The sequence below is a fragment of the Aeromonas sp. R7-1 genome (genome assembly GCF_040908115.1).
Taxonomy (GTDB): domain Bacteria; phylum Pseudomonadota; class Gammaproteobacteria; order Enterobacterales; family Aeromonadaceae; genus Aeromonas; species Aeromonas caviae.
The window spans coordinates 51,960-70,724 of record NZ_JBFODD010000037.1; the positions used below are offsets into that span (position 1 = coordinate 51,960).

The 18,765-nt window shown below is 63.3% G+C and carries 15 protein-coding genes; 7 read left to right on the top strand and 8 right to left on the bottom strand.

Features of this window, described 5'->3' with window-relative positions; genetic code table 11:
- Positions 1-353: 353 nt before the first annotated feature.
- The gene (gene ggt / locus AB5Y51_RS08390) at positions 354-2,135 is read right to left on the bottom strand and encodes a gamma-glutamyltransferase (protein ID WP_368178268.1); all 1,782 of its coding nucleotides are present in this window, start codon (positions 2,133-2,135) and stop codon (positions 354-356) included.
- Positions 2,136-2,247: 112 nt separating this feature from the next.
- Between ggt and AB5Y51_RS08395 the strand changes: the two genes are divergently transcribed.
- Positions 2,248-2,865, top strand: coding sequence for an arylesterase (locus tag AB5Y51_RS08395; protein ID WP_368178269.1), 618 nt, complete (start codon positions 2,248-2,250; stop codon positions 2,863-2,865).
- 179 nt (positions 2,866-3,044) lie between these two features.
- On the opposite strand, the gene rdgC is transcribed toward AB5Y51_RS08395, so the two are convergent.
- Positions 3,045-3,956 (bottom strand): recombination-associated protein RdgC, encoded by a 912-nt coding sequence (gene rdgC, locus AB5Y51_RS08400; protein ID WP_010673564.1) that lies wholly within the window; start codon positions 3,954-3,956, stop codon positions 3,045-3,047.
- 179 nt (positions 3,957-4,135) lie between these two features.
- Here rdgC and AB5Y51_RS08405 point away from each other — a divergent pair, with 179 nt between their 5' ends.
- From AB5Y51_RS08405 to AB5Y51_RS08415, 3 genes are all read left to right on the top strand, one after another.
- On the top strand, positions 4,136-4,564 hold the full coding sequence (locus tag AB5Y51_RS08405; RefSeq protein WP_010673565.1) for a GNAT family N-acetyltransferase: 429 nt from the start codon (positions 4,136-4,138) through the stop codon (positions 4,562-4,564).
- Positions 4,565-4,674: 110 nt separating this feature from the next.
- The gene (locus AB5Y51_RS08410) at positions 4,675-5,901 is read left to right on the top strand and encodes an exonuclease SbcCD subunit D C-terminal domain-containing protein (RefSeq protein ID WP_319915563.1); all 1,227 of its coding nucleotides are present in this window, start codon (positions 4,675-4,677) and stop codon (positions 5,899-5,901) included.
- Complete coding sequence (locus AB5Y51_RS08415; protein WP_368178270.1) at positions 5,898-9,653, top strand: AAA family ATPase; 3,756 nt, start codon at positions 5,898-5,900, stop codon at positions 9,651-9,653. Before AB5Y51_RS08410 ends, AB5Y51_RS08415 begins: the two co-directional genes overlap by 4 nt.
- Before the next feature lie 81 nt (positions 9,654-9,734).
- Here the strand turns inward: AB5Y51_RS08415 and AB5Y51_RS08420 are convergent, their stop codons facing one another.
- The 5 genes from AB5Y51_RS08420 to cysK all read right to left on the bottom strand — a co-directional run bounded on the left by AB5Y51_RS08420 (position 9,735) and on the right by cysK (position 14,529).
- Positions 9,735-10,280, bottom strand: a complete 546-nt coding sequence (locus tag AB5Y51_RS08420) for a cytochrome b (protein ID WP_368178271.1) — start codon at positions 10,278-10,280, stop codon at positions 9,735-9,737.
- Positions 10,281-10,534: 254 nt separating this feature from the next.
- Complete coding sequence (gene crr, locus AB5Y51_RS08425; protein WP_010673569.1) at positions 10,535-11,044, bottom strand: PTS glucose transporter subunit IIA; 510 nt, start codon at positions 11,042-11,044, stop codon at positions 10,535-10,537.
- Positions 11,045-11,087: 43 nt separating this feature from the next.
- Positions 11,088-12,815 carry a phosphoenolpyruvate-protein phosphotransferase PtsI gene (ptsI, locus tag AB5Y51_RS08430; RefSeq protein WP_041213301.1) on the bottom strand — a complete coding sequence of 576 codons (1,728 nt, stop codon included), beginning with the start codon at positions 12,813-12,815 and terminating at the stop codon, positions 11,088-11,090.
- A gap of 44 nt (positions 12,816-12,859) precedes the next feature.
- The gene (locus tag AB5Y51_RS08435; protein WP_005303128.1) at positions 12,860-13,117 is read right to left on the bottom strand and encodes an HPr family phosphocarrier protein; all 258 of its coding nucleotides are present in this window, start codon (positions 13,115-13,117) and stop codon (positions 12,860-12,862) included.
- Positions 13,118-13,560: 443 nt separating this feature from the next.
- The gene (gene cysK / locus AB5Y51_RS08440; RefSeq protein ID WP_010673571.1) at positions 13,561-14,529 is read right to left on the bottom strand and encodes a cysteine synthase A; all 969 of its coding nucleotides are present in this window, start codon (positions 14,527-14,529) and stop codon (positions 13,561-13,563) included.
- A 163-nt stretch (positions 14,530-14,692) separates the two neighbouring features.
- On the opposite strand from cysK, the gene AB5Y51_RS08445 reads away from it, so the two are divergent.
- From AB5Y51_RS08445 to AB5Y51_RS08455, 3 genes are read left to right on the top strand one after another with little or no spacing between them, the layout of a single operon-like run.
- On the top strand, positions 14,693-15,535 hold the full coding sequence (locus AB5Y51_RS08445) for a MoxR family ATPase (RefSeq protein WP_277856100.1): 843 nt from the start codon (positions 14,693-14,695) through the stop codon (positions 15,533-15,535).
- A 3-nt stretch (positions 15,536-15,538) separates the two neighbouring features.
- On the top strand, positions 15,539-16,702 hold the full coding sequence (locus AB5Y51_RS08450) for a VWA domain-containing protein (protein ID WP_368178272.1): 1,164 nt from the start codon (positions 15,539-15,541) through the stop codon (positions 16,700-16,702).
- A 55-nt stretch (positions 16,703-16,757) separates the two neighbouring features.
- Complete coding sequence (locus AB5Y51_RS08455; protein WP_039039348.1) at positions 16,758-17,879, top strand: beta-ketoacyl-ACP synthase III; 1,122 nt, start codon at positions 16,758-16,760, stop codon at positions 17,877-17,879.
- 70 nt (positions 17,880-17,949) lie between these two features.
- Here AB5Y51_RS08455 and tsaA read toward each other — a convergent pair whose 3' ends face one another.
- Positions 17,950-18,654 carry a tRNA (N6-threonylcarbamoyladenosine(37)-N6)-methyltransferase TrmO gene (gene tsaA / locus AB5Y51_RS08460; RefSeq protein WP_368178273.1) on the bottom strand — a complete coding sequence of 235 codons (705 nt, stop codon included), beginning with the start codon at positions 18,652-18,654 and terminating at the stop codon, positions 17,950-17,952.
- Between the last annotated feature and the right edge of the window lie 111 nt (positions 18,655-18,765).

Below are 18,765 nucleotides of genomic sequence, written 5' to 3' on the forward strand. Positions count from 1 at the left end.
GTCAGGGGCTACCAGATCACCCGAAGGCGAAGAGGGCAGCTGTCAATGAGCAGGGGGCGAAAGAGACAGAAGTTGGCCGTATCAAGGGGAAATCTTGAGGGCAACAGATGCCGTTTCTATTGAAAAGTAATGCATTTATATGCCATGAGCAACACTGTTCCAGTTTTTTCGTTGATTTTGATGAAAAGCATCTTTAATGCATTGTGATTGGGTGAAAAGAATGTGCAGTTAAAGAAAAATTGGCAGGAATAATCAATCGATGATGATATTGGGAGGCAAGGGAGAACACCTATGAGCACACGGCATGGAGGAGGCGGGCCTCCTCCATGGTGAACGAGGGTGCTGAAGGGGCATCACTCTCCCCTGGCGACCCCCTCACGTCTGGGGTCTGCGGCCCCCAGCCAGCCGCCGGCATGGCGCTGGACGCCCTGCAGCCCGGAGGTCTGCTCGTTAAGCAGGACCTCGTGCCCTCTGGCCTTGAGCCCCTGAACCACGGCGTCGGGCGTGCGCCCCTGCTCCAGCTCGGTGGGGCCGTTACGACTGCCGAAATTGGGCAGGTTGATGGCCTGCTGCAGGTCGAGCCCCCAATCCTGGGTGCCGAGCAGCGCCTTGCCCACGTAGTTGATGATGGCCGAGCCTCCCGGGGAGCCCAGGCTCATCTCGAGCTCGCCGCTTGCCTTGTCAAACACCAGCAGGGGCGACATGGAGGAGCGGGGGCGCTTGCCGGGCTCCACCCGATTGGCCACCGGCAGGCCGGCGGCGTCCACCGAGGTGAAGGAGAAGTCGGTGAGCTGGTTGTTCAGCAGGTAGCCGTTGACCATCAGCCGCGAGCCGAAGCCATCCTCGATGGAGCTGGTCATGGCCACCGCCATGCCGCTCTTGTCCACGATGGAGATGTGGCTGGTGGAGGGCAGCTCCGGGGTGGCGTCCCGGCCCCAGGCCAGCGCCCGGGGCGGGTTGCCGGGCTGGGCGACGCCCATGGAGCGGTTGCCGATAAGGTGCCCCCGCTGCGCCAGATATCCCTTGTCCAGCAGGCCTGTCACCGGCACGTTGACGACGTCGCCGTCGGCCACATACTGGTTGCGATCGGCGAAGGCGAGGCGTGCCGCCTCGCTGTAGAGGTGAATGGCCTCGCTGGAGGCGGCCAGTTGACCCTGCTCCCCCTGTACCGGTTTGAGGGCGGCCATGTCCCGGCTCTCCAGCATGCCGAAGATCTGGCCGAGGGCGATGGTGCCGGAGGAGGGGGTCGGGAAGCCGCAGATCTCGCTCTGGCGATAGTCAAAGCAGAGCCCGTCCCGCAGCTTGGCCCGGTAGCTGGAGAGATCGGCGGCGCTCAGCACCCCGGGGTTGGTCGGGTGGGCGTGCACCTTGGCCACCATGGCCTCGGCCAGCGGGCCGCGATAGAAGGCATCGGGGCCATCGCTTGCCAGGGTACGCAGCACCCTGGCCAGGGCCGGGTTAGTGAGCCGGGTACCTGCCGTCTTGGGAGTGCCATCCGCCTGATAGAAGTAGGCGCGGGCGTCCGGATCCCCGGCCAGATAGGGATCTTTTGCCAGCAGGGTGGCGAGGCGGGGGCTTATCACGAACCCTTGCTCCGCGAGGGTGATGGCGGGTTCGAACAGCGTGGCCCAGGGCAGCTTGCCATAGCGCTCGTGGGCCAGGGCCAGGGCACGTACCGTGCCGGGGGCGCCGACGGAGCGCCCGCCCACCACCCCCTCATAGAAGGCCATGGGTTTGCCCTCCTTCATGAAAAGCTGATCGGTGGCAGCGGCGGGGGCTGTCTCCCGGCCATCCACCGCCGCCACCTGCTTGCCGTCCCACACCAGCATGAGGGAGCCGCCGCCGATGCCCGAGGATTGAGGCTCCACCAGGGTCAGCACCAGCTGGACGGCGATGGCAGCATCGACGGCGCTGCCCCCCGCCTTGATGAGCTGGTAGCCCGCATCCACCGCCAGCGGGTTGGCCGCCGCCACCATGAAGTCACGGCCCTGCCAGCCCGGCTTGTCAATCCAGCCGCTGGCCGCCTCCGGGGCGATCAGGGTCTGGGGAGGAGGGACATAGTGAAAGCCGTCCTGGGAGGCGCAGCCGCCAAGCAGGCCGAGGGCGACCAGCAGGCCGAGGGGTTTGAGGGACATGACAGGCTCCTTGTCGGTTTCTTGTTCACCTGCCGAAATGTGTCACACTTGGAGCTTGATTAAAAGTTTGTCTTAATACTCATATGGTTACAAAACTATCAAGGAGACGCTCATGACACACCGGGGGACGCTGGCGAAACCTTGCATGGCGGGGCTGCTCTGCCTGTTGCTGACGGCCTGCGGGGAGCCGACCTTCAGACCGCTGGCCCAGGGGGAGACCCTGCTCGCGTTCGGGGACAGTCTGACCGAGGGGCGCGGGGTGAGCCCGTCCCAGAGCTACCCCAGCGTGCTGGCGAACCTGAGCGGCCATCCCGTGGTCAATGGCGGGGTGTCCGGAGAGCTGAGCCAGGCCGGCAGGGCCCGCCTGCCCGGGTTGCTGGCCCGGCACAGACCCGCTCTGGTCATCCTGCTGGAGGGGGGCAACGACATCCTGCGTGGCAGCGGGGAGGCGGCCCTCAAGGCCAATCTCGCTGCCATGATAGAGGCGGTGCAGGGGAGCGGGGCCCAGATCCTGCTTGTCGGGGTGCCCCGAAAATCCCTGTTTGCCGATGGCGCTCCCCTCTACGAGGAGCTGGCAGAGCAGTACGGGCTGGTGCTGGACAACGACAGCATCGGCGAGTTGCTGCGAGACCCGGCCCTGAAGTCCGATGCGGTGCATTTCAATGCCGAGGGTTACCGCACCCTGGCGCAGCGACTTCATCGACTGTTGCAGGAAAAGGGGGCACTCTAGCGAGGTGTCATGCTGCCGGGGTAGTGCGCCATGCTGCCGCAATCAATGGGGTTAGTGGATTGCGCGGCGGGAGGGCGGCGGCGCTACCCCGGAGGGGACCAGCCCATGGCGACGATGCCGATGGAGATGAAAAAACCGCCGTGAAGGCGGTTTTTTGCAATCAGGCTGAGCCAATTTGCTTAGATGGACTGCTCTTCACCGCCCAGGGCGGCAAACAGGGCCGGGATGAACTGGGAGAGCTCGGCGGTGACCAGGGCGAAGTCGGCGTCCAGACGGGCGGCGGGATCTTCACTGGTGACGTCGTCGTTCTGCTCGCGCAGCTCTTCGCTGAACTTGAGGCGCTTGATGGAGAGATCGTCCCCCAGCACGAAGCTCAGGGTTTCGCCCCAGTTGAGGGCCAGCTTGGTCACCAGCTTGTCGTTGGCTAGGTGATTCTTGATCTCCTCGCTCATCAGATCCTGCTGCTTGCAGCGGATGATGCCGCCGTGCTCCATGGCGCTGCGCAGCTCGGCTTCATCCTCCAGGGTGAAGGCGGCGGGCAGGTTGCCCTCGTTGAGCCACTCGGTCATGGTGATCTCGGGCGGGTTCTTGAGGGCCACCGGCACTACCGGCAGGGAGCCGATGGATTTGCGCAGGAGCGCCAGCAGATCGTCCGCTTTCTTGGCGGAGCCTGCATCCACCACCATCAGGTTGTCGGCAGGGTTTATCCAGGCGAAGGTCTGGCTGGTGCGGCTGAAGGCGCGGGGCAGCAGGGTGTGCATGATCTCCTCTTTCAGCGCTTCCTTCTCTTTCTTCTTGAGGGCGCGACCCTGCTCGAATTCAATGGCCTCTACCTTCTCCGCCAGCATCTCCTTGACCACGGTGCCGGGCAGCATCTTCTCTTCCTTGCGAGCGCACAGCAGGATGTGGCCAGAGGCGGCGTGGGTCAGGGTGGAGCCGAATTTGCCAAGGGGCTTGACCCACCCGAACCGGGAGATGTCCTGACTGCCGCAGGGGGTGAAGGCGCAGGCTTCCAGCTGGGTTTCCAGCTGCTCAACGGTCAGGTCGAAGGGGCGGGTAAAGCGGTAAATCTGCAGGTTTTTAAACCACATGGCGTCCTCGGTCTCTAGATTGTCCGGCGGGCATTGTACTAGAGAGGCGCTTTGTGATCAGCCAATCATTCTCGCTAAATAAAGGGCGATCGACCTCACAGGGCCCCACCTTGATTCCCCGGGCGCGGGCCCAACTCCCCTAGACTGCGAGTGTTCACATTGCTGACAAGGAGGCGACCATGTTGAGACAGAGTCGGCCGGAAGACATGGAAGAGATCGTCGAAATCTGGCTCCTGGCCTCCCTGCAGGCCCACGATTTCGTCGATGCCTCCTGCTGGTGGCAGGCTCAGGAGGAGCTGCGTACCCGCTACCTCGATCACGCCCGCATCTGGGTGTTCGAGGAGCGAGGGGACCTGCTCGGCTTCATGGCGCTGGTGGATGATTACCTGGCTGCACTCTTCGTGCGCCCCGACCGGCAGGGGCGGGGGGTGGGGCACGCCCTGTTGCAGGAAGCCAGATCCAGATGTGCCGAGCTGCATACCCGGGTCTTCGTGGAGAACGAGCCGGCGGTGCGTTTCTACCGCCGCCACGGCTTTGAAATCGGGGGGGAGGTGCCCGATCCCCTCACCGGCCATCTTCAGTACCAGATGCATTACCAAGCCGTCTGAATCTGACGTCTGGGGCTGCCCCGGTTGAAAACGGGGGGCACCATCCTCATCTTGTCTCCATCCCGGGGCGCCTTCGCCCCCGCTCTCTTCTCCTTATCGAGCCGTTTTCCATGAAGATCCTGCACACCGCCGACTGGCACCTCGGTCATCAGCTTCACGGCCACGACCGCCGCTTCGAACACGACGCCTTCCTCGACTGGCTGGCCGACACCATCAAGCGCCGCGACATCGACGCCCTGCTGGTGGCGGGCGATCTGTTCGACACCGCCAACCCTCCCGCCAGTGCCTGGCAGCAGCTCTACCGCTTCCTGGCACGTCTGCGGGCCGAGCTCCCGGCACTGGAGATGGTGCTCATCGGCGGCAACCACGACTCCCCCTCCAAGCTGGATGCTCCCCACGAGCTGCTGCGCGCCTTCGACCTGCATCTGGTGGGCAGCATCAGCCGGGACGACGAGGGGCGCCTCGAGACTGAGCGCCTGCTGGTGCCGCTGCGAGGCAAAAACGGCGAGGTGGCCGCCTGGTGCGCCGCCGTGCCGTTTCTGCGCAGCAGCGATCTGCGCCCGGAAGGGCTCAGCGAGGGGCAGGACAGACTCATCGAAGGGGTGCGCCAGGTCTATGAAGCGGTGCTGAGCGAGGGGCGGGCGCGCTGCCATCCGGATCAGGCCCTCATCGCCATGGGCCACGCCTATCTGGCGGCGGGCCAGCTCTCCGAGCTCTCCGAGCGGCGAGTGCTCGGCGGCAACCAGCATGCCCTGCCTGCCGAGCTGTTTGCCGCCGCCGACTACACGGCGCTGGGTCACCTGCACCTGGCGCAGAGCCCGGCCGAGGGAGTGCACTATAGCGGCTCGCCGCTGCCGCTCTCGCTGGCCGAGGCGAACTACAACCATCAGGTGCTGGAGGTGACGTTTGAGGGGGGCAAACTGGCCCGCCTTGAGCGGATCCCGGTGCCCCGCGCGGTGGAGATGATCCGCCTGCCCCAGAGCGGCCTCGACGAGGCGCTCCAGGCCATCGAGGCGCTGGCGCTGCCCGCTTGCCCGCAGCAGGCGCAGCCCTTCCTCGAGGTGCGGCTGCTGCTGCCCAAACCCGAGGCCCGCATCCGCGAGCGCGTGCTGGCCGCCATCGGCGACAAGCCGGTGCGCCTGGCCCGCATCACGACCAGCTATCAGGGCTCGGGCCAGGGGCTGGCGGACGGTGCCGGCCAGCGCCAGCTCGATGAGCTCTCCCCCACCGAAGTGTTTCGCCTCTGCTATCAGCGTCAGTTCGACGGGGAGCCGGAGGCCGCGCTGGTGGCGTCGTTTGAAGAGATCCTGGAGCAGGTGAAGGAGTCCAGCCAATGAAAATCTTGTCGCTGTCAGGGGAGAATCTGGCCAGCCTGACCGGTCAATTCACCATCGATTTTGCCGGTGGCGCTCTGGGGGCAGCCGGCCTGTTTGCCATCACCGGCAATACCGGCGCAGGCAAGAGCACCCTGCTCGATGCCATCTGTCTGGCGCTCTACGACGAGATGCCGCGCTTTATCGCCAATCGCAAGAACGTGGCCGAAGTGGGTCGCATGGATGACGAGGAGAAGCTCAAGGCCAACGATGTGCGCGGCATCCTCAGCCGCGGCCACGCCAGCGGTTTTGCCGAGGTGCAGTTTCGCGGCTGCGATGGCCGGGTCTGGCTGGCCCGCTGGGCGGTGCGCCGGGCGCGCAACCGCGCCGAGGGGCGCTTTCAGGCCCAGGAGCGCAGCCTGACCGACGTGGTGTCGGGCCAGGTATTCAGTGGCAGCAAGCGGGAGCTGCAGGATCGCATCGACGAGCTGGTGGGGCTCTCCTGGGAGCAGTTTCGCCGCGCCGTCATCCTGCCCCAGGGGGAGTTTGCCGCCTTCCTCAAGTCGAGCGCCGACGAGCGTTCGGCCCTGCTCGAACGGATGACCGGCACCGAGCTTTACTCCGCCATTTCGGTCCAGACCCATGAGCGGGCGCGGGAGGAGCAGCAGAAGCTTGCCGCCATCAGCCAGAGGCTCGGCGACGTGGCGCTGATGGACGAGGCGACCCGCGAGCAGTGGGTGAGCCAGCAGGTCAGCCTCGCCACCAGCCTCAAGCACGAGCAGCAGCAACAGCAGCTGATGCAGGACTTGCGGGATCTCAACGCCCGCATCGCCGCCCAGTTGCAGGCCTGTCAGGAGGGAGAGGCGGCCCTTGCCGCGGCGGAGGCTGCCCACGGTGCGGCCGCCCCCGAGCGGGAGGAGTTCGCCCGCGCCGAGCAGGCCCAGGTGGCCCGCGCCGATCACGACGAGCTGGCCCGCCTCACCCTGGAGGTGCAGCAGCAGGAGAAGGCGCTGGCCGAGCTTGGTCCCGAACTTGGCAAGTTGGAGGAGCAGACCCAGCAGAGCGCCCTCACCGAACAGCAGCTGCTGGCGGAGAAGATCGCCGCCGAGCGCGAGTGGGGCGCCCTGCAGCCTGAACTCAAACGGGCGCAGGAGCTCGACACCCGCATTCGGGAAAAGCAGCAGCAACTGCAGAAGATCCAGCAGGAGGGGGCGCAGGAGCGGGAGGTGCAGCTCACCCTGGAGCAAGGCTGGCGCCAGCAGCGCCAGCAGGTGGAGCAGCTCAAGGCCCAGCACCAGCAGTGGGGTGCCTGGCTTGAGGATCACAAGGAGCTGGCGCCGGTGGCACGCCAGTGGCAGCCCCTGCTCACCGCCATGCAGGATTGGGCCGAGGATGCCGACAGGCTGCAGCAGCTTCTTACCCTGCGCGAGCACAAGCTGCGCGCCCTCAGGCTGTTGCAGCGCCAGCTGGAGCAGGGGCAGCAGGAGCGCGACTACTGGCAGCGCGAGCAGGAGCGGCTGCAGCAGCAACAGCACGAGCTGCAGGAGCAGCAGTGGGAGGGGCGCCTGGCCAAGGCGCAGGAGCAGTGGCAAGGGCAGACCGAGCAGCTGGGCCAGCTGCGTCAGCTGCTGGAGCTGGCGGACTATAGCCGCAATCACGGTGAGCAGCATGGTCGCCTGCAGCAGGAGATCGCCCAGCTGGAGCAGGCGCTCGGCAAGCTGGTCATCCTCGGCGACGAGCTGACGCCGGCCCGCGAGCGGCTCGCCCTGCAACGGGACGAGGCACGCCACGCGCTGGAGCAGTCCCGTGCCATCGCCAGTTTCGAGCAGCATCGCCACATCCTGCGCGACGGTGAACCTTGCCCGCTGTGTGGCGCCGAGGAGCACCCCTATCACCAGAGCCAGCCGCAGGTGGCCGGTATTCTCGGCCAGCTGGCGGAGCGCGTCCGCAGCCTGGAGCTTGAGTGGGATCGGCTCAATCACCAATACATTCAGTGCGAGAGCGAGCGCCAGGAGCTGGCCCGCCAGCTGGCGGTGCGTCAGCAACATCTGCCTGAGCTGGAGACGCGCGCCGAGCAGCTGACCCAGCGCTGGCAGCAGCTGGGCGGTGCCGAGCTGCTGGGCCATCCGTTGCCGCTGCGTCAGAGCCCGATCGAGTGGAACGAATTGATGAGTACCCTGCTCGGCCGCGGCCAGAGTCTGGAGCAGGGGCTGGCCCGCAGCCAGCAGCAACTGCGCGAGGCCCAGCAGGGGCAGCAGCAGTTGCAGGCCGTGCGCCAGCAGCTGAGCCAGCTGGCCAGCCAGCACCAGCAGTTCGAGCAGCAGTGGCAGGAGGCCGATCGCCAGCGCATCGCCCTGGAAGGGGAGGTGAAGGGGATGGGCGAGCAGGAAACGACCCTGCGCCAGCGCCTTGAGCAGGGGGGCAGCCGGCTCGACGAGCAGATGGGAGGCCAGCCCTGGCGTCAGTGGCTGGGCAGCCAGCAGTGGCGCGAGTGGCAGCGGGCCTGCGAGGCCTGGCTGCACGGCCAGAGTGAGTGGGAGCAGCTGGCTGGCGAGATTGCCAGCCTCACCCCGGCCCTGAGTGCTCAGGAGGCGCGCTTGCAGACCCAGCGTGAGCTGCTGCACAAGCTCGAGCGCGACTACAAGGAGCATGAACAGCAACGGCAGGGGCTGGTTACCAGTCGTGCCACCTGTCTGGGGGGCGAGGAGATTGCCCTGGTCGAGAGCCGCTGGCAGCAGCGGCTGCAGCAGCTGGCCAGCGAGCTGGAGACGATGCAGGGGGCGGCCCGCACCCTGCGCGAGCGCCAGACCGAGCTCAAGACCCGTCTCAGCCATCTGGAGCAGGAGAAACAGGTAAGCAGCCGGCGGCGACGGGAGGTGCTGGGGCGCTGGGCTGCCCACGCCAGCAGCCTCGGCATCGCCGAATACGACCTGCGCCGCCTGCTGGCCATGAGCCCGGATGAGCTCAAGGGGCGCCGCGCCGCCTTGCAGGCGCTGGAGGATGCCCGCGCCGAGGCGCGAACCCGTTTGACCGAGCGGCAGCGGGCGCTGGCGCTGGAGGAGAGCAAGCGGGATCGTTACCGCGAGCATCACCCCGAGCTGGCCGCGTTGGCGCCACAGGAGCTAGCCAGCCGGCTGACGGCGCTGGAGGCGCACTGCCGCGCCCTCGACGAGCAGCTGTTCCAGTGCAAGAGCACGCTGGCCCAGGCCGAGGTGGCGGCCCTCAAGGCGGGCACCTTGCAGGAGGAACTGGCCGCCCAGCAGACGGTGGCGGATCACTGGCAGCGCCTCTCCGATCTCATCGGTTCGGCCAGCGGCGCCAAGCTGCGCACCTTCGCCCAGAGCCTCACGCTGGAGCGGCTGCTGCTGGAGGCCAACGCCCAGCTCGCCGAGCTCTCCCCCCGCTATCGGCTGGAGCGGGTGCCCGGCACCGATCTGGCGCTGCAGGTGGTGGATCTCGACATGGGGGACGAGGTGCGCTCGGTGGACTCCCTCTCCGGCGGCGAGAGCTTCCTGGTGTCGCTGGCGCTGGCGCTGGCCCTCTCCAGCCTGTCGTCGCGCCAGACCCAGGTCGAATCGCTCTTTATCGATGAGGGGTTTGGCACCCTGGATCCCGACAGCCTGGATCTGGCGCTCTCCAGCCTCGACTCCCTGCAGGCGGCCGGTCGCCAGATCGGGGTCATCTCCCACGTGCAGACCCTGGTGGAGCGGATCGGCGTGCAGGTGCGGGTGGAGGCCCTCGGCGGCGGCGAAAGCCGGGTAGTGTTGCCCGGCTGACGACGTGTCGCCCATGACCCTCCATGAACAAAAAGGCCCCTGTCACAGGGGCCTTTTTGTTGGTGTGCAACCCGTCGCTGGTTATTTGCGCTCGGGCAGCATATTGGTCAGGGTATTGTCCTTGAGCACATGGTGGTGGTAGATGGCTGCCGCCGCGTGCAGGGCAATCAGCGCATAGCCAATGTTGGCCAGCGTCTCGTGCAGCTCCTTGATGGTACCCTTCAGGCCGTCGTCGGGGGCGATGAGGGCGGGGAGCGCCAGGCCGAAGAAGGGAATGGGCTTGCCCCCTGCGCTCAACAGCAGCCAGCCCAGCAGCGGGGTGAGGATCAGGAAGCCATAGAGCGCCAGGTGGGCGAGCTTGGCCAGCGTGAGCATCAGGGGGGAGAGCTCGGGCACGATATGCGGTGAAGGGCTACCCACGCGCACCAGCAGGCGCACGACCACCAGCGCCAGGATCAGCAGACCCACCATGAAGTGAAACTCCTTCATCAGGTCGCGGCCGGCCGACCCTTTGGGGAAGATGTCCCTGAACTCCATCAGCGCATAGACGGCGATCATCAGCAGGAGGGTCAACCAGTGCAGCCCTATGCTCAGGCTGCCATAACGTTGTTCGGAATTTCTCAGCATCGTTGTCTCCTCGCCACTTAAGCGGCTTATCTCTTTTCATCCCGTCTCATATCGAGCCAAAGGACCCGCAGGTATCCCTCTTGAGGGTACTCGGCTTGCTTATGCCCGTGTTGATCTCGATAACATTTCTGCCTGTTTGCCGTCATGCTGACCTGTGCGGGAGCCCATGGAGTATCAGGAGATGGAAGGGGCAAAAAAAAACCGAAGCACCAGGCTTCGGTTTTTGGCGGTCGCTGGCGTCAGGCCAGGGCGCATTATTTCTTGATGCGGATCACCGGGGTTTCGCCCACGGTCACGGCGCCAGTCATCTTCACCAGCTCTTTGATCTCGTCCATGTTGGAGATGACCACAGGTGTCAGGGTAGACTTGGCTTTGGCTTCCAGAACGGCCAGATCGAACTCGATGATGGTGTCACCGCGCTTGACCTGTTGACCTTCCTGAGCGATACGGGTGAAACCTTCACCCTTCAGCTCGACGGTGTCGATACCGAAGTGAACGAACAGCTCGATACCAGAGTCGGACTCCAGAGAGAACGCGTGGTTGGTCTCGAAGATTTTGCCGATGGTGCCGTCGCACGGAGCAACCATCTTGTTGCCGGCCGGTTTGATGGCGATGCCGTCGCCGACGATCTTCTCGGCGAAGACGACGTCAGGCACATCTTCGATGGGGACGATTTCGCCGGACAGCGGAGCAAAGATTTCGATGCCGCCAGTGTCAGAACTGTCGTCGGAAACCAGTTTCTTCAGTTTGTCGAACAGACCCATAGTAAAAGCTCCTAGAGATGATTGTCGCTGTTTGCAGCCGATCTTAGCAGACTGCCTTCTGCTTAATAAAGTTATCTACGCACGCTTCGATTTCGGCGGCGGTGGCAAAGCTCAGCGCCTGGTCGGCCATGGCCTTCACATCTTCGAAGTTGGTGTTGCGGATAAGCTTCTTGATACGCGGTACAGAGATGGCGCTCATGGAGAACTCATCCAGACCCATACCCAGCAGCAGCAGGGTGGCGCGTTCGTCACCAGCCAGTTCACCGCACATACCGGTCCACTTGCCATTGTCATGGGAAGCGTCGATCACCATCTTGATCAGGGTCAGGACGGAGGGTGACAGCGGGTTGTACATGGCGGAAATCATCTCGTTACCACGGTCGACAGCCAGGGTGTACTGGGTCAGGTCGTTGGTACCGATACTGAAGAAATCCACTTCCTTGGCCAGATGATGAGCCATCACGGCCGCGGCCGGGGTCTCAATCATGATACCCACTTCGATGGATTCATCAAAGGCTTTGCCTTCGGCACGCAGTTCGGCTTTCAGCGTCTCCACGGTAGCCTTCAGGCTGCGGAACTCTTCGACGGAGATGATCATCGGGAACATGATGCGCAGTTTGCCGAAGGCAGACGCACGCAGGATGGCCCGCAGCTGGGCGTGCATGATGTCGGTGCGATCGAAGAAGATACGCACGGCACGCCAGCCCAGGAAGGGGTTCATCTCTTTCGGGAAATTCATGTAGGGCAGTTCTTTGTCGCCGCCGATGTCCATGGTACGGACAATGATCGGTTGATCCGGCATGGCTTCGGCCACTTCCTTGTAAGCCTTGAACTGCTCGTCTTCGGTCGGCAGCGCGTCACGGTCCATGAACAGGAACTCGGTACGGTACAGACCCACGCCTTCGGCGCCGTTGCGGATGGCACCCTCGGTATCCTTGACGGTCCCGATGTTGGCGCACACTTCGACCTGGTGGCCATCCAGAGTAATGGCAGGCAGGTCTTTGAGCTTGGCCAGCTCGTCCTTCTCTGCCTGGAACTGGGCCTGGAACTTCTTGGCTTCGTTCAACTGGTCGGCGGTCGGGTTGATGATGACCTGGTTGTTGATCGCATCCAGCACCAGCATGTCACCGTTCTTGACGCGCTCGGTGATGTCGTTGGTGCCCACGACGGCCGGCAGCTCCAGGGAGCGGGCCATGATGGAGGTGTGGGAGGTACGGCCACCGATGTCGGTGACGAAGCCCAGCACGTATTTCAGGTTGATCTGAGCGGTTTCAGACGGGGTCAGGTCTTTGGCGACCAGGATGACCTCTTCGTCGATGGTGCTCAGGTTGACAACGGCGATGCCCAGTACGTTCTTGACCAGACGGGTGCCGATGTCACGGAAGTCGGTGGCGCGCTCACGCAGATAGGGGTCATCCAGATCGGCCATCATCTTGGCGTACTGTTCGATCACCTCGTGAACGGCTCTGTCGGCAGAGGCTTTGTGTTCTTTGATGAAGGATCTGATATCCCCTTCCAGCTCTTCATCTTCGAGCAGCATGATGTGGCCTTCGAAGATGGCCTCTTTTTCTTCACCGAAGGTGCGACCGGCCATCTCTTTGATGGCTTCCAGCTGTGCGGCTGACTTGGTGCGGGCTTCGAGGAAGCGGTTGATCTCGGCATCAATCTGTTCGGCGGGAATCTTGCCCTGATTGATAACGATTTCATCTTCTTTCAGAAGAAGCGCCTTGCCGAATGCGATACCGGGGGACGCAAGAATGCCAGATATCATAATCCTTCCTATTAAAACGACTGTGGGGGAGGAATAAAGCTGGATTACTCCAGCTCGTCCATCAGGGCAACCAGCTTCTCAACGGCTTTCTGAGCGTCCGGGCCGTCAGCCTGGATGGTCACGTTGGTGCCTTTGGTCAGACCCAGGGTCTGGAGCTTGAACAGGCTCTTGGCGCTGGCGGATTTGCCACCGGAGACCACAGTGATCTCGCTTTGGAATTCTTTGGCTTCTTTCACGAACTGAGCTGCAGGACGGGTGTGCAGGCCGTTTTCAGCAGTAATAACAACAGACTTCTCGTACATGGTTTCACCCCATATTATTGATATTGTTTGGAGAGATGGTCGCCAATGAGGCTTCCTGTCTCACCGTGTCAGTATGGATATGTTGTAAAGTAACGAAATCAGACCTGCAATGGTTTAATCCAGGTCAATTTTCTGTGCAGTATTCGGCGTCGTGGCCAGGTATTTTTTCGCTATCAGGCTGCAAGCCGCGTCAGGCCTGGCCTGAAATTATTTTATAACGAAAAATAACACTTTGTTACCTTGTGATACCTTGCCAGCAAACACCTCGTGACGCCGCACAGGATATGAGATTTATCACAGAATGTCTGCTTTTTTTGTCATATCCAAGTTTGTTATTTTACCCCAAAAAATAAGGGGCCGAGTGGCACTGATGGCTAGAGAGTTTAGCGCATAATGAAAACGGCGCTCCGAGGAGCGCCGTCGTTTTGGTGTTGGCTGATCAACTACTGCTGCAATTCCTGCTCGCTGAACACACCGGCGAAGAGGGCGCTGGAGAGGTAACGCTCGGCGGCGCTCGGCAGGATGACGACAATCGTTTTCCCTTCGAACTCCGGCTGCTCGGCCAGACGATTGGCAGCGACCACGGCAGCGCCGGAGCTGATACCGGCCAGGATCCCTTCCTCTTCCATCAGGCGGCGGGCCATCTCGATGGCTTCGTCACTGCTCACCTGCTCGACGCGGTCCAGCAGGCTCAAATCCAGGTTGCCCGGGATGAAGCCGGCGCCGATGCCCTGGATCTTGTGGGGACCGGGCTTTATCTCTTCACCCGCCAGTTTCTGGCTGATGACGGGGGATTCGCTGGGCTCGACCGCCACGGAGACGATGGCCTTGCCTTTGGTCTTCTTGATGTAGCGGGAGACCCCGGTGATGGTGCCGCCGGTGCCGACGCCCGCCACGAACACATCCACCTCGCCATCGGTGGCGTCCCAGATCTCGGGGCCAGTGGTCTGCTCGTGGATTTCCGGGTTGGCCGGGTTTTCAAACTGTTGCAGCAGCACGTACTTGCCCGGCTCGGATTCGAGGATCTCGTTGGCCTTGGCAATGGCGCCCTTCATGCCGAGGGGGCCTTCGGTCAGCACCAGGTTGGCACCCAGGGCCTTGAGCAGTTTGCGGCGCTCCAGGCTCATGGTGGCCGGCATGGTCAGGGTGATGGGATAGCCGCGGGCCGCAGCCACGAATGCCAGGGCAATGCCCGTGTTGCCGCTGGTGGGCTCAATGATCTCCTTGCCCTTGGTCAGCACGCCGCGTTTCTCGGCATCCCAGATGAGGTTGGCACCGATCCGGCACTTGACGCTGAAGCTCGGGTTGCGGCTCTCGATCTTGGCCAGCACGCGGCCCTTGGTAACACGGTTGAGACGAACAAGCGGGGTGTTGCCTATGGTCTGGCTGTTGTCCTCAAAAATTTTGCTCATGGTGCTATCCCTGTGTTTGTTAAGGCGATGAAACAAGATTACCCTGTGGTTTCTGAATGAGAAGTGACGAATCGTTATAACAATATGTTATTACAACATATAGAACTTATTCTCTCTTGCCGAGGGGGCTCCCGCTGCCTGGGCATCCAATGGAAGGGATCTCATGGGATTTGCAGGAAGCGACCGCTATCTCGCATCACAGGCGCTGAAGATGGCCGTCGATGCCGCCATCGTGCTGGAGAAGCCGCTGCTCATCAAGGGTGAGCCCGGTACGGGCAAGACAGTGCTGGCGGAGGCGGTGGCCGAATCCCTGGGCGCCGAGCTCATCAGCTGGCACATCAAGTCCACCACCAAGGCCCAGCAGGGGCTTTACGAATACGATGCCGTCGCCCGGTTGCGAGACTCCCAGCTCGGTGACCCCAGGGTAGGGGAGATAGGCCACTACATCCGCCGGGGCAAGCTGTGGCAGGCCTTCAGCGCAGAGCAGCGGCCAGTGCTGCTCATCGATGAAATCGACAAGGCGGACATCGAGTTTCCCAACGATCTGCTGCTGGAGCTGGATCGGATGGAGTTCGATGTCTACGAGACCGGCGAGCGCGTGAAGGCGCGCCAGCGCCCCGTGGTCATCATCACCTCCAACAACGAAAAAGAGCTGCCGGACGCCTTCCTGCGCCGCTGTTTCTTCCACTACATCCGCTTTCCCGACAAGGCCGAGATGCAGGCCATCGTCAAGCTCCATTACCCCGACCTCAAGGAGCGGCTGCTGGACGAGGCGATGACGCTTTTCTTTGAGCTGCGTGCGGTAGAGGGGCTGCGCAAAAAACCGTCCACCTCCGAGCTGCTGGACTGGATCCGGCTGTTGTTGGCCGACGATATCGCCCCCGAGGCCCTGCGCACCCGTGAGCCCGGCAAGCTGGTGCCCGCTCTCTACGGTGCCCTGCTCAAGACCGAGCAGGACCTGCATCTGTTTGAGAAGCTCGCTTTTCTGGCCAGACGCGGCAGCTGACCCATGCTGATCGACTTTTTTACCCATCTGCGCCGTCACAAGCTCCCCTGCAGCCTGCGCGAATTGCTGGACTTGCACGCGGCGCTGGCTGCCCAGCTGGCCAGCCTCGACATGGACGAGTTCTACCAGCTATCCCGCTGCCTGCTGGTGAAGGATGAGGCGCACTACGATCGCTTCGATCGCGCCTTCGCCGAGTATTACGAGGGATTGGCCGCCATCCCCCTGTTGCCGGAGAGCCTGCCTGACGACTGGCTGCGCCAGGAGTTCGAGCGACTGTTAAGCCCGGAGGAGAAGGCGTTGCTCCAATCCCTCGGCGGGCTCGACCAGCTGCTGGAGACCCTCAACCAGCAGCTAAGCGAGCAGAAAGCGCGCCACGCGGGCGGCAACAAGTGGGTCGGCACCGGGGGCAGCAGCCCGTTCGGTCACGGCGGCTATCACCCGGAAGGGATCCGCATGGGGGGAGAGGGCCAGCACGGGCGGGCGACCAAGGTGTGGGAGGCGCGCCACTTTCGCAACTTCAGTGACGACTCGCCCCTGGGGCAGCGCGCCATCCAGCTCGCCCTGCGCAAGCTCAGGCGCTGGGTGCGCCGGGGCAATCCCGACGAGCTGGATCTCGACGACACCATCCAAAGCTCGGCCAGGCAAGGCTGGCTCGATGTGAAGCTGCGGCCCGAGCGCCACAACGGGGTCAAACTGCTGGTCTTCTTCGACGTAGGGGGCTCCATGGATGCCCATGTGGCCGAGGTACAGCGCCTCTTCTCGGCCCTGCGCCACGAGTTCAAGCACCTGGTGTTCTTCTATTTTCACAACTGCCTCTACGACTTCGTCTGGCAGGACAATGCCAGGCGCCTTGATGATCGGCTCGATACCCTGCGGCTGCTGCGTACCTACGGCAGCGACTACAGGGTGATGGTGGTGGGGGATGCGAAGATGGGCCCCTATGAAATCACCTGGCCAGGTGGCAGCGTAGAGTACTGGAACGAGAAGCCCGGCCAGGTGTGGCTCGGGCGCCTGCAACAACATTTCCCCAAGATGGTGTGGGTCAATCCGCTGCCAAGGCAGGAGTGGCTGTGGCACCCCTCCATCAAGTTGATGAACGAATTGATCGGCGGGCGGATGCACCCGCTGACCCTGGCGGGTCTGGCTGCGGCCATCGACCAGCTGTGACCCTCTGAACCCTAAAAAACAGACAAGCCGGGATTGCACCCGGCCAGGAGCAAAGATGACCTCTATCGTAATCAGTGGCTCAGGCCTCTATACCCCTCCTTTTGCCGTCAGCAATGAAGCGCTGGTGGCGGCCTTCAACCAGTACGTGGATCTCTACAACGAGGAGAACGCCTCCGCCATCGATGCAGGGCAGCTGCCTGCCAAACAGCACTCGAGCTGCGAGTTCATCGAGAAGGCCTCCGGCATCAAGAGCCGCTATCTGGTGAGCAGCGAGGGGGTGCTGGATCCCGACATCATGCAACCGCTCATGGCGGAGCGCCCGGACGATCAGCCCTCCATCATGGTGGAGATGGCGGTGGCGGCCGCCGAGCAGGCGCTGATTGCCGCCGGTCGTGAACCGGGGGAGATCGATCTTGTCATCGTCGCCGCCTCCAACATGCCGCGCCCCTACCCGGCGCTGGCCATCGAATTGCAGCACTATCTCGGCGCCAGCGGCCTGGCATTCGACATGAACGTGGCCTGCTCTTCCGCCACCTTCGGGATCAAGACCGCCGCGGACATGCTGGCGGCAGGCACCGCCCGGCTGGCGCTGGTGGTCAATCCGGAGATCTGCTCGGGTCACCTCAACTTCCGCGATCGGGACAGTCACTTCATCTTCGGCGACGCCTGTACCGCCGTGCTGCTGGAACGGGAGGCCGATTGCCAGGTGGCCAACCCCTGGCAACTGGTGGCCAGCAAGCTGGTGACCCAGTACTCCAACAACATCCGCAACAACTTCGGCTTCCTGAACCGGCTCAGCCCGCGCACCCGCTACGGCGATGACAAGCTGTTTCGCCAGCAGGGGCGCAAGGTGTTCAAGGAGGTGCTGCCCCTGGTGTGCGATCAGATAGCCTCCCAGCTGGCGGAGCAGGGATGGGCGGCCGATGGCTTGAGCCGGCTCTGGCTTCATCAGGCCAACCTCACCATGAACCAGTTCATCGGTCGCAAGTTGCTGGGCCATGACGCCAGCCAGCAGGAGGCACCTGTCATCCTCGACCGCTACGGCAACACCAGCTCGGCGGGTTCCATCATCGCCTTCCACCTCTTCAACCAGGATCTGCCGAGCGGGGCTCGCGGGGTGCTCTGCTCCTTTGGGGCCGGTTACTCCATCGGCAGCCTGCTGCTGCAGCGGCGCTGAGCACCCTGTTTTGCCCATAAAAAAGCCACCCGAGAGGGTGGCTTTTTTCATGCTGCCCGAGAGGCTTTTTTCAAGCGGATTCGATGGCCAGTACCTGACATTGCGGTTCTTTTATCTGAAATCGCACGTTCACATCGAACAATCTGACACCGTACACCTTGTCATCTGGCTTGCCCTTCTTGTAAGCAGGGCGGGGATCCTGAGCCAGCACCTCCCTCACCAGTTCACGCAGCTCCGGGTGGGCCTTGAGCCAGGGGGCGAGCTGCTGCTCGGCCTGGGCGCTGAAGCTCACCGCCAGCGGCGGGGTAGGGGCATCGGGGGCGAAACCGCCACGGGCGTGGGGCAGGCTGTCGGCATAGGGGACATAGGGCTTGATGTCGACGACGGGGGTGCCGTCGAGCAAGTCCACGGCGCCCAGCTCGAGCCAGAGCTTGCCGCGCTCACGTCCCACCCCGTGCAGTTCGACCACGGAGAGGCCGAGGGGGTTGGGGCGGAAGGTGGAGCGGGTGGCAAAGACCCCGACCCGCTCGTTGCCGCCGAGGCGCGGCGGGCGCACCGTCGGGTGCCAGCCCTGATCCATGGTCTGGTGAAACACGAAGCAGATCCAGAGATGGGAGAATTGCTCGATGCCGCGCAGCACATCGGGCTGATCATAGGGAGGAAGCAGTTCGAGGCGGGCGCGAGCCGCGCTGACCAGACCGGGCTGGCGGGGTATGGCGAACTTCTCCTTGTAGGGAGAGCGGATGATCCCTAGGGTATCTATATCGAACTTCATGGCGGATCCTGGCTGAAAACCCGGGCAATGTAGCACAGGCACGCCGAAAACGCAGGGGGAGCACCAGGACGCAGCCCCTGTGATCCCGATCCCAGACCCGGTGCCCGGGGG